The sequence below is a fragment of the Arthrobacter sp. P4_F10 genome, from assembly GCF_056401435.1.
Window position 1 is genome coordinate 24,849 of record NZ_JBFUJJ010000032.1, and the last position, 9,787, is coordinate 34,635.

The 9,787-nt window shown below is 65.2% G+C and carries 12 protein-coding genes and 1 pseudogene; 6 read left to right on the forward strand and 7 right to left on the reverse strand.

Annotation, left to right across the window (positions count from 1 at the left end):
- Positions 1 to 27 precede the first annotated feature (27 nt).
- The 3 genes and pseudogenes from AC1DR1_RS19720 to AC1DR1_RS19730 all read left to right on the forward strand — a co-directional run.
- Positions 28 to 855, forward strand: coding sequence for an FAD-binding oxidoreductase (locus tag AC1DR1_RS19720; protein ID WP_229993303.1), 828 nt, complete (start codon positions 28 to 30; stop codon positions 853 to 855).
- Positions 776 to 1,402 carry an FAD-binding oxidoreductase gene (locus AC1DR1_RS19725; RefSeq protein WP_229993302.1) on the forward strand — a complete coding sequence of 209 codons (627 nt, stop codon included), beginning with the start codon at positions 776 to 778 and terminating at the stop codon, positions 1,400 to 1,402. The genes AC1DR1_RS19720 and AC1DR1_RS19725 overlap by 80 nt, the downstream gene beginning before the upstream one ends.
- Before the next feature lie 132 nt (positions 1,403 to 1,534).
- Positions 1,535 to 1,621 (forward strand): annotated as a pseudogene (locus AC1DR1_RS19730) (aminoglycoside phosphotransferase); the annotation flags it as partial.
- 9 nt (positions 1,622 to 1,630) lie between these two features.
- On the opposite strand, the gene AC1DR1_RS19735 reads toward AC1DR1_RS19730, so the two are convergent.
- The 3 genes from AC1DR1_RS19735 to AC1DR1_RS19745 form a co-directional block, all read right to left on the reverse strand.
- Positions 1,631 to 2,551 (reverse strand): NmrA family NAD(P)-binding protein, encoded by a 921-nt coding sequence (locus tag AC1DR1_RS19735; protein WP_229993301.1) that lies wholly within the window; start codon positions 2,549 to 2,551, stop codon positions 1,631 to 1,633.
- Positions 2,552 to 2,627: 76 nt separating this feature from the next.
- The gene (locus AC1DR1_RS19740; protein ID WP_229993300.1) at positions 2,628 to 3,452 is read right to left on the reverse strand and encodes an SDR family NAD(P)-dependent oxidoreductase; all 825 of its coding nucleotides are present in this window, start codon (positions 3,450 to 3,452) and stop codon (positions 2,628 to 2,630) included.
- A 146-nt stretch (positions 3,453 to 3,598) separates the two neighbouring features.
- Positions 3,599 to 3,988, reverse strand: coding sequence for a hypothetical protein (locus AC1DR1_RS19745; RefSeq protein ID WP_229993299.1), 390 nt, complete (start codon positions 3,986 to 3,988; stop codon positions 3,599 to 3,601).
- On the opposite strand from AC1DR1_RS19745, the gene AC1DR1_RS19750 reads away from it, so the two are divergent.
- Positions 3,966 to 4,697: a transposase gene (locus tag AC1DR1_RS19750; protein ID WP_229993298.1), complete on the forward strand. Its 732-nt coding sequence runs from the start codon at positions 3,966 to 3,968 to the stop codon at positions 4,695 to 4,697. The two genes, AC1DR1_RS19745 and AC1DR1_RS19750, sit on opposite strands and share 23 nt — an antisense overlap.
- 104 nt (positions 4,698 to 4,801) lie before the next feature.
- Here AC1DR1_RS19750 and AC1DR1_RS19755 read toward each other — a convergent pair whose 3' ends face one another.
- Both AC1DR1_RS19755 and AC1DR1_RS19760 read right to left on the reverse strand, forming a co-directional pair.
- Positions 4,802 to 5,599 (reverse strand): flavodoxin, encoded by a 798-nt coding sequence (locus AC1DR1_RS19755; protein WP_229993297.1) that lies wholly within the window; start codon positions 5,597 to 5,599, stop codon positions 4,802 to 4,804.
- Positions 5,600 to 5,626: 27 nt separating this feature from the next.
- Positions 5,627 to 6,484 carry an aldo/keto reductase gene (locus AC1DR1_RS19760; protein ID WP_476993133.1) on the reverse strand — a complete coding sequence of 286 codons (858 nt, stop codon included), beginning with the start codon at positions 6,482 to 6,484 and terminating at the stop codon, positions 5,627 to 5,629.
- A 173-nt stretch (positions 6,485 to 6,657) separates the two neighbouring features.
- Between AC1DR1_RS19760 and AC1DR1_RS19765 the strand changes: the two genes are divergently transcribed.
- Both AC1DR1_RS19765 and AC1DR1_RS19770 read left to right on the forward strand, forming a co-directional pair.
- On the forward strand, positions 6,658 to 7,575 hold the full coding sequence (locus tag AC1DR1_RS19765; RefSeq protein ID WP_229993295.1) for a helix-turn-helix transcriptional regulator: 918 nt from the start codon (positions 6,658 to 6,660) through the stop codon (positions 7,573 to 7,575).
- Between the two features lie 66 nt (positions 7,576 to 7,641).
- Positions 7,642 to 7,989, forward strand: a complete 348-nt coding sequence (locus AC1DR1_RS19770; protein WP_414645446.1) for a YqfO family protein — start codon at positions 7,642 to 7,644, stop codon at positions 7,987 to 7,989.
- Positions 7,990 to 8,358: 369 nt separating this feature from the next.
- Here AC1DR1_RS19770 and AC1DR1_RS19775 read toward each other — a convergent pair whose 3' ends face one another.
- Both AC1DR1_RS19775 and AC1DR1_RS19780 read right to left on the reverse strand, forming a co-directional pair.
- Positions 8,359 to 8,898, reverse strand: a complete 540-nt coding sequence (locus tag AC1DR1_RS19775; RefSeq protein ID WP_229993294.1) for a dihydrofolate reductase family protein — start codon at positions 8,896 to 8,898, stop codon at positions 8,359 to 8,361.
- A gap of 165 nt (positions 8,899 to 9,063) precedes the next feature.
- Positions 9,064 to 9,787 (reverse strand): helix-turn-helix domain-containing protein (locus tag AC1DR1_RS19780; RefSeq protein ID WP_476993134.1); only part of this gene is annotated, 724 nt, incomplete at its 5' end.

Here is a 9,787-nt window from a genome sequence, read left to right on the forward strand (position 1 = left end):
GGTCTCGATCGAGAAAGGTGCCTTGGCGTGGCTATCAAGACCCCCTCACCGTCGCTTGACCCATCCGTCGTTGAGGACTTGAGTTCGGCTCTCCGTGGCCGGCTGCTCCGTCCCGGAGAATTCGGCTACGACGAAGCCCGGAAGGTCTTCAACGCGATGATTGACCGCCGTCCGGACGTGATTGTCCGCCCTGCTGACGCCGAAGATATCCGCCGCGCGGTGACCTTCGCCCGGGAAAACGATCTCCCTGTTTCCATCAAGGGCGGCGGTCACAACGTGGCAGGGAACGCCGTCGGCGCCCATGGGCTCATGCTGGAGTGCTCTGGCATGAAGAACGTGCGGATCGATGCCGAACGGCGCGTCGCCGTGGCTGGAGCGGGTGCGCTCCTGGCCGACCTTGACGTCGCCACTCAGGCATACGGCCTAGCCACGCCGCTCGGAGTCGTCTCGGTTACCGGCATCGCCGGCCTGACCCTCGGCGGTGGCATCGGCTGGCTCAACGGCAAGCACGGGCTCGCCTGCGACAACGTGCTCGCCGCCGACATCGTGACTTCCGATGGCAGGCTCCTGACGGTGAGCCCCGGCGAACACGCAGACCTTTACTGGGCCATCCGGGGAGGCGGCGGCAACTTCGGCGTCGTTACTTCGTTCACGTATCGTTTTGCATCCCGTCGGGCCGGTCCTTGCCGGGGCGCTCTCATTCCCGGCCGAACGGACGAGGGAGGTCCTGCGGTTCTACCCCGGGTTCGCCGCCTCTTGTCCCGACGAACTCTCGATGTCGGCCAGCCTGGGGCCCGACGGCTCGGGGCGCCCTGTCTTCGGCGTCGGCGTCTGCTGGAGCGGCGAGCACGATGAGGCGGAGCAGGCTCTCCGACCGCTGCGCGATCTCGGCCCAGCCCTGGATGTGGTGGTCCCAACGGACTACGTCGTTCTGCAGAGCGCTCACGACGCGGACTTTCCGTCGGGCCAGAACCACTACTGGAAATCGAGCTTCTTCACCGACTTCACCGCCGACGCCGTCGATGTCCTGCTCCAGTTTGCGTCCGAGATGCCCTCGGCGGCGAGTGGCATCGGAATGCAGCAACTGCACGGTGTGGCCGCCCGGGTCGACCCGGCAGCCACGGCATTTCCCCATCGCCGGTCCCAGAGCGAACTCCTCATCCTGGCCCAGTGGTCGGACCCGGCAGCGACGGAGCGCCACATCGGCTGGGCCCGCGCCTTCTTCGAAGCGATGCAGCCCTTTGCCGCGAGCGGGGTATACGTCAACGACCTGGGCCAGGAGGGGGAGGAGCGCGTGAGAGCAGCCTACGGCGCCAACTACGATCGCCTGGCCGCCGTCAAAGCCACATACGACCCAATCAACCTCTTCCGATCAAATCAGAACGTCCGCCCGATCGCCTAGGAACTTCGCCGGTGTGATGGACGCTGGGCGACGCCAGAGAGGGGCCGGGGCAGCTCGACCTTGTCGAGTCTTCCAGCAGCGTTGGACGGCATTCCAGTAGCCTGCAGGGATGATCGAGGACGAGCAAGAACTAGCAGGTGGGTCTTCATCGATTGGGATGGTGCCGGCCCCAGCACACGGCTGTGGGATCTGGCGTACGCCGCGCAGTCGTTCGGCCTTGCCGCACGGTCAGCTCTGCTGGCGGTGCTGCTCCAGGACGTCCCGGGCGGTGGTCCATTTCCGGCTGCCGTACCTGTCGTTGTGGACGTAACGCAGATTGGCGTCGCCACTGAACATGCTGGCGAAGTACTGCATGCCCTGCCACGGCGGGAACGGCTCGGTGGAGGCCGGCATGAGGGCTCTAACTGCCCTGCTCATAGCAGTCAGGGAACCAACGCTGCCCGCGTAGAGGAGCCGGAATTGTGTACCCGTCAGGTCGGTCATGGTGGATGCCAGGGTCCTTGCCGTGACCTTGTCCCCGGCGATCTGGAGGACACGGGGAGCCCGCTGGTCGAGGGCGGCGGCTGCAGTGTACGTGGCAGTGTCGTCTTTGGTGGTGAAGTCGAGCACCTGGTCGGGGTCGGACCAGAACAGCACACGGCGCCGTGAGAACAGGATCATTGGCGCCTGCCCGGCGAGCATGTCGGTGAAGGCGCCGTTGAGGATCGATGTGGCCTGGATTTCGGTTGCGTCCAATCTCTGTGCGAAGTCTCTGCGGAGCTGCAAGTTCCGGTTGCTTCGGGGCCGGATACCGCGGTAATCGATGGAGAAATCGGAAGGGATGAAACGGGGGACACCCACCGCGGCCGCCGCCTCCAGCAAGCGCGATTGACCATCCAAGATGGCGCTGTCGAGGCCGTTGATCGCGGAGACCACGCAATCAACATCCGTGCACGCCCTTCGGAGGCCGTCCGGATCGTCGTAATCCGCCTGGATCACCTCGGCGCCCTGGGCGCGCAGCTGTGCAATCCGCGCTGTGTTGGTCTCCGGTCGTGTCAGGACCCGAACGGTGGCCCCGAGGACGACCAGATTCCGCAGGATAAGTCCGCCGAGATCGCCGGTGGCACCGGCGAGAAGGACGGTGCCCGGAGGGGGTGTCGTCGCGGTCATGGATTGCACCTCAAGTGATGTCCGGTGGAAGGCGATAGTCGGCTAAGACTACCAACCGTGCCACATCCTCGGGGGCTTACCCCTCCAAACCAATGTCCTTAAGCGTCAGCGCCGGCGGCGAACTTCCGTCGATGTCCAGTACGCCGAACTCCTTCGCAACCGCGGCGGCGATAAGCACCTGACCGGTCCGCGCCATCAGGTTCGGATCGTGGAACAGCGCGTTGATCACGCGGCCGATGAATTCTGGGCTTTCGCTGGTCGAGAGATCGAACGCGCCACTTTTCGCCGCTGCCACGACCGCTTCGGTTCGAACCAGTCCGGGGTAGAGCGAGATTACCGGAACAGCGAACGGTTTCAGCTCGACGGCCATGTCGGACGTCATCTTGTCTGTCGCCGCTTTTGCGATGCCGTAGATCGTGTTGCCGAGGTGACGCTGCGCCGACCAGAAGCTGATGTTGATGATCAAGCCGCGGTGCCGCGGAGTCATCATGCGGGCCGCGTGCGCCGAACACACAAATGCGGCGCGGACGCCGGCGTCCATCATGCCGGTCCAGCGATGGGGCGGTTGATCCCAAAACGGCGCAGGCCACGTGAACGCGCCACCTTCCACCATCTTCTCGTAGCCGCCCCAGGCGCAATTGACGAGGAGATCGAGGCGGCCGCTCTCGGAGCGGATCGTTTCAAACACGCGCGCGGTCTCTTCGTCGTTGAGATGGTCGCAGCGCAGTCGCCGTATCTCCTGCGGCAGGTCCGCCTGGTCGATCGAGCGGCCCGTACCGTAAACCCGAAACCCCGCTGCCAGAAGGCCCCGCGCGATGCCACGGCCTACCCCTCGGCTTGCGCCGGTCACGAGCGCAACGTTTCCCGTTGGCGCTTCATTGCGTTCGCGTTCGTTGGTCATGCTAAGCGGCCCCCGGTTGCGTTCGGTTCCGTGATCCCCATGATAGGCCGGTGCTGGCGCCCGGGCGCCGGGAGCACTCACCTCTTTTCGCGCCGCTCGTGGTGCTCGCGCGCGCAAAGCCCACAGAACGGTGCGCTCCCGTACAGCTATCTTTCGCGGAGCCTGGTACGGCGAAGCCAGGATTCGACGGCGGCTCCGGCATCCCGGACTTCCTCGCCCCGCACGGCTAGACGATATGAAGTGTGATCAGGCCCTGCCCGTCCGGGTCGGCCATTATCGCCGGGGCGGTCCTGCAGCGCCTGCTTGATGTGAGCTTCGAGGACGCCGCAACGACGCAGCTGATCCCCGCGGCCCGCAGGTACCGGGCCAGGACAAACCCGGTCGGGGTCCCGCAGCGCTTCTTCCTCCGGGTCCGGGATCCGCACCTCGATGACCGAGCCGACGGCGAGCATCTCGGCCAGCACCCGGGCGTCACGCCGGTCGGTTTTCACCCGGTCCCCGGGGGCACGCAGCATGTCCCGGCTGCGCTCCGGCACGGCCAAGGACCTCGCGCACGCCCGCCAGCACGTGAACGCCATCCTGCTGCGCCATGGCATCCGCTACCCCCAAGACACCCGGTGGACGAAGGAACACCGTCTGTGGCTGCACCGCCAGCACTTTGACCAGCAGGCGCTGCAGTTCACCTACGAGGCCGATGTGGAGCAGGCCGAGCTGCTCACCGCGCAGCTGGCACGGATCGACAAACAGGTCACCGCGACGGCCGCGGCGTGCCGTTACGGCCCGGTGATTGATGCGCTGATGTGCCTGCGCGGCATCCACATCACGACCGCGTTCGGGCTGGCCGTGGAGATCGGCGACTGGACCCGCTTCACCGGCTCGACCATCGGGTCCTATCTCGGCATGGTCCCCAGCGAGGAATCCTCCGGCCAGTCCCGGCACCAGGGCCCGATCACCAAGGCCGGGCACACCTACGCCCGCAAACTCCTCATCGAAGCCGCCTGGCAGCACCGGCGCCCCTACGCCCGGCCCGGGGAACGGCTGCTGCGCCAGTTCGAGCTCGTCGCCCCGGCAACACGCATCCGCGCCCTGGAAGGAAACCACCGGCTGCACCGCAAATGGGAACACTTCGATGAACGCCACAAAATGCCGGTCAAGGCCAACACCGCGATCGCCCGGGAGCTCGCCGGCTGGTGCTGGTCACTGGCCGCCCCGCTCCAGCAAGGAGAACGCATGAACGCGGCCTGACCCGAACCTGCCGCCCGGGACGGGGTGGAAATGCGCTGGCAAGCATCCGGAGCCAACTCGAGGCTGGACTATGAGCAGGCGGGTCCAACCGTCGACGCTCGACGCTAGACACCGATACGCTCCCCGCCGAACACATCGTCATGCGGTAACCAACCCGCGAATGTCAGCCTGACACTGCAGTCGACACAAGACCCGCCAACACACCCCCACCACGACCCGGCGGCACACAATGAGCGGCCTCCGGAACCAAAACCCAGGAGCCGCTCATCCATGCCCACTTGACAACCGGAACTACATATCAGTCCTTCGCCGATGGTCGCCCCGGGGCAGGATCTCGCGTAGTCCCGTTCGGTGGTGCCGAGTCCGCTCATGGCGTGGGTGGTAACCGGATGGACTGACTTGCCGGTGAAGTCGTAGCTCTCGGCGAACGTCGCCATGATCATCGGGGCCCGGACGTTCCAGATCCCGCTGGCCAGGAGCACGGTGTCGTACTGGTCGATCGAGGGCATCGGGGAGGCGATGGCCGGGCGGGCGTCACCGTCCTGTTCACGGACGTTGCGAGCGACGGTTGCGTCGTAGTCCGCGGCGTAGGGGTCGGCGGCTTCGATGCGGTGGACATCGCATGTGATGCGCGTGCGGATCATTCCGACCAGGACCTCGGTGTTGCCGACGTCGAGGTCGGTGCGGCCGCCGTAGTGGTAGTTCTCCCCGGCCCGTGAGAAATAGGCGAGCAGGATCTGCCTGCCGTCGGGGCGGGGTCCTGGACTGCTTTGTGGCATGGGAATGTTCCGTTCTTTGGGGGCGCAGCCGGACGTTCCGGCGGTGATCATGGCAGCACCGAAACCGGCGACAGCCGAACGCAGGACGGAGCGCCGGCCCATGGTCCGTAGGTTCGTGGTCATCAGGGGTCTTCCGGTCGGGTTTTCTGGTTAGCTGTACCGGCGTCCACCCAGCCAGCTCACCATCGCGGGGTCGCGGTGGTCAAAGAAGAGGCTGGCAGCGGTGTCCAGCGTGGCGATCTGGCTCATTTGCGCATCGGTGAGAATGAAGTTGAAGACATCGAGGTTCTGGGCCATCCGCTCGGGCCGGACTGATTTGGGGATGACGACGACCTCGCGCTGGATGAGCCAGCGGAGCACCACCTGGGCGACCGACTTGCCGTGCGCCTCGGCGATGGCGCTGAGGAGCGGATCGGTGAACAGGTTGTTCTTTCCCTCGGCGAACGGTCCCCAGGACTCGATCTGGACGCCCCGTTCGCGCATCAGGGCCTGGTCGGCGGCGCGCTGGTGGAACGGGTGGGTCTCGATCTGGTTGACGGCCGGGACGATCTCGTTGTGATCGATGAGGTCGACGAGCCGGTCGGGGTGGAAGTTCGAGACGCCGATCGCGCGGGCCAGGCCTTCCTTGTGAAGATCCTGCATGGCCCGCCACTCGCTGTAGTAGTCCCCGAGCGGCTGGTGGATCAGGTACAGATCCAGGTAGTCCAGTCCCAGCCGGTGGAGCGAGTTTTCGAACGAACGCCTGGTGTCGTCTTGTACACTGCCGGTCGGGGTGTGCTGGATCCAGAGCTTGGTGGTGACGAAGAGTTCCTCGCGAGCGATGCCGCTGGCCTTGATCGCGGCACCGACGGCCGCCTCGTTGCCGTAGGAGGCCGCCGTGTCCAGGTGGCGGTATCCGGCTGCGATGGCGGCCTCGACGGCGGCCTGGGTTTCGTGGTCGGGGATCTGGAAGACGCCGAAGCCCAGGATCGGCATCTCGACGCCGTTATTTAGGGTGACGGTATTCATGGTGTTTCCTTTGTTTGGGGGTGGTAGGGGCCGGATCGTAGTCGCAGGGACGCGGCGACAAGGATCTGAACTCCTTCAAGAAAACCAGCCATATCCTGCGCGCGGGAGTGCCTGCTGTGCGGTGTACTGCCAGTTCCTGTCAGGCCGGGCCGGGGCGTCGTAGCGTAGAGGCCATGGAGAACAACAACGACGTCCGCGAGTTCCTCATGAGCCGGCGGTCGCGCATCACTCCGGCCCAGGCCGGGCTGCCCGCCTACGGCGGAACAAGGAGGGTGGCCGGCCTCAAGCGCGAGGAAGTGGCCATGCTCACCGGCGTAAGCACGGAATACTACGCCCGGCTCGAACGGGGGAACCTGCGGGGAGTCTCCGAGAGTGTCCTCGAGTCACTCGCAGGCGCCCTGCACCTCGACGAGGCTGAACGAGCCCACCTGCTCGACCTGGCCAAGGCCGCCACGCCGGCGCCGGCATCACGAACACGCCGGGCACGTGCAGAAGTGCGCCCCAGCGTTCAACGGATCCTGGCCGGCATGACAGGCACACCCGCATACGTCCGCAACTCACGCATGGATGTCCTCGCCGCCAACGGCCTCTGCTTCGCCCTCTACGCCGGCATTCTCAGCCCCGAGAGCCTGCCGCTGAACCTCGCACGGTTCATGTTCCTCGACCCGCGCTCCCAGGAATTCTTTCTCGAATGGGACACGATCGCAGATGATCTCGCCGCCGCCCTCCGCGCCGAAACAGGACGCAACCCGCACGACAGGGCATTGAACAGCCTCATTGGTGACCTTGCCACTGGAAGCACGGAATTCTCGACACGCTGGGCACGGCACAACGTCCGCTTCCACCGCTCAGCCCGCAAGACACTGCACAACCCACTGATCGGGGACATCGAACTCACAGGCGATTCGTTGGAGTTCCCGGGAACGGGTCTGACTCTCATTGCCTACACTGCTGAACCGGAAAGCCATGCCCAAGAGCAACTCGACTTCCTCAGCAGCTGGAGTACCACCAACAAGCGTCCGATCGAAACGGCTCCAGCCCATCCGCGGACCGCAGCAATCATCCCGCCAGATGGCGACTCCCGGGACTGAACCTGAGCACCAAAGACCGCAGCAAAATTTAATCATGACTTTTACGGGGGTGGCAGACTTTCTGGCATGGAGCCAATGGATTGTCTGGTCATCTACGTCCCCACCGAAGCTGCGCACGCGGTCCGGCAGGCCATTGGCGACGCCGGGGCGGGCAGGCTGGGCAACTACTCGCACTGCTCGTTCAGCCTCGACGGCACCGGGCGCTTCACACCGCTGCCGGGCGCGACCCCGACCATCGGCGCCGTCAATGAGCCCGAGGAGGTGCCGGAAACCCGGATCGAGGCGATTTACCCGCGCTCCCGGCGCGCCGCCGTCGTCGACGCCGCGCTGTCCGCGCATCCATACGAGACGCCGGCGTTCATGACCTTCCCGGTAGATGCCAGCCTGCCGGACGGTACAGGCTCGGGGGACTAACGCCGCCGACGGAACAGGAGGCTCCCGACGCCGGAGTGGCCAGGTCAGGGGTGTCGGGTGGCCTGCACGACGACGTCGTGCAACGGAATGGCTCGGCCACCGGGACCAAGGAGTGTGCGCGTGATCTCCTCCCTAGTCCTGATGCTCCATGCGGCCGAATCCAGGCTCCGGGTGATGTCCGCGAGAGTGGCTGTCGCCTCGGCTGGTGGGTGATGTCCGTGTCCTGTGGAGGCGGTGCGGTGCTGGTTCGGCTCCACAGCGCCGGTCCCGTCGAATACCTCGGCCTCATCGGAAGGCAAGGCCAACGCGCCCACGTCCGCGCAGCACCCAAACTGGATAGCTAGGCCTATCTTCCGATGGGCTCAGGACTCAGACCGCTGCCGGTGCCATCCGGAGTGCCAGCATCCCGCCTTCGAGGAGCTCAAGTTCGACGATGTGCAGAGTGTGCCGGGTGCCGTCCTCCGGCAGCATCTTCTTGCCATGCCCGAGCACGATGGGGGAGACCAGCAGAATGTACTCGTCGACGAGGCTCTCCTTCATGAGCGTCTTGACGAGCGTCGGGCTTCCCCAAACGATCACGTTCTCTTGTTCGCGAAGCGCGCGGACCCGGCCGGGTATGTCGCCGGCGATAATCGTGCTGTTGTTCCAGTCCGCGTGGTCCATGGTGGTTGACGCGACATACTTCGGCATGGCGTTGAACTTATCGGCGGTGAAGTCGCCCGACCGCGACGGCCAGGAGGCGGCGAATCCGTCATAGGTGACCCGGCCGAGCAACATCGAGTCCGCCGCGGCCAGCACTTGTTCATTGAAAGCCGCGGTGGCGTCGCTGAAGAACGGGCCTGTCCAGAGCTGGGGTTCCTCGGCGACGTTGTCCAGGGTGGTAAAAGCGGTGACAGTGAGCTTGCCCATGAAGATCTCCTTCAGGTCGGTGGCGCTTGGCTGTTATCCGCACCCGTCGTCGAACCGGCGGCAGCGACTATCAGCCACAATCTACCGCCAATGCCCATCGCCGGGCCAGGGAGTCCAGATCACGCCCGCCGGGGTGTGACCATGCAGAACCCCGTGCTGCGACCGTCAGTTCTGTACTCGCTGACGATACTCCCGGGGAGTTTCGCCGGCGTCGTTGCGGAAATGCCGGTTGAAATTGGAAAGGTTCGTGAAACCCACTTCGTAGCAGATGTCGGAGATGGATTTGTCGCTCTGCTCCAGCAGGCGGCGGGCGTGGGCCAGACGAAGTTTGCGCACGAGGTCGCTGAAATTCTGGCCGGTTGCGCGCTTGAAATACTTCGAAAACGTGGGCTCCGACATTCCCACCAGCGCCGCAGCTTCGGACATCCTGACGCTGCCGGCGTGATTGCTGAACACGTACTCGAGGACTATGTCCACCACGGCCGCGCCCTGGCCGTCCAGCTGAGGCCGAAACCATTCGTCGGCGAGGTAGCGCCGTTCCTCCTGCGGTGCGCGCGAAAGGATCGCCAACACGTCAAAGAGATGGTGAAGCCGCTGCAACCCGGTGGAAGTTCCCATCGCTTCGAGGGAAGCCGCGGCGGCCGTGGCTGATCGCCCCAGGAACTCGATGCCGCGCGAGGACTGTTCCAGCAGGGGTTTGACCTCGGCCATTTCCGGGAGAATCGAGGCAGCCTGCTCAACCCATTTTCCGTCGAACTGAATGAGGGCGTCCCTGCCCTGAAGCACTTCTCCGGGCTCGAGGTCGCTGACCCAGTCGTGCGGCAGCCCCGAACCCACCAGGGCGAGGTGTCCGGCCTCGAAAGTGCCGATGTTGTCTCCCACGATGATC